Annotated in this window: 1 pseudogene; it reads left to right on the forward strand. The window is 59.0% G+C overall.

From position 1 onward, the window contains the following. Nucleotides 1–517: pseudogene (locus tag BS627_RS24885) on the forward strand (transposase); the annotation flags it as partial.

A 517-nucleotide genomic window follows, 5' to 3' on the forward strand; every position in this document is an offset into this window, starting at 1 on the left:
TCGACTTCTCATTTATCCATGATCGTGTTGCCGGTCTTTACTGTGCCGACAACGGCCGTCCGCCGCTCGATCCCACACGCATGTTCAAGGCGCTGTTCATCGGCTACCTGTTCGGTGTTCGCTCGGAGCGGCAGTTGATGCGCGAGATCGAGGTGAACGTCGCCTATCGCTGGTTTCTGCGCCTGAAGCTGACCGATCCTGTCTTCGATGCCTCGACGCTGTCGCAGAACCGCCGCCGTCGCTTCAACGGGACGGAGGTTGCCCAGGATATCTTCGATGCCATTGTGGAGCAGGCGATCCGGCATGGTCTGGTGGATGGGACCGTGCTCTATACGGATTCGACCCATCTGAAGGCCAATGCCAACAAGGGCAAATACGATCTGGCCATGCTCCAGAAGTCGCGGGCCGATTATTGGGCCGATCTGGATCGAGCGATCGAGGCGGAGCGCATATCCCATGGGCAGAAGCCGTTGAGGGAGAAACAGCGCGAGCCGGAGGTGAAGGAAACGAAGGTCAG

The organism is Agrobacterium salinitolerans (genome assembly GCF_002008225.1).
Classification (GTDB): Bacteria; Pseudomonadota; Alphaproteobacteria; order Rhizobiales; family Rhizobiaceae; genus Agrobacterium; species Agrobacterium salinitolerans.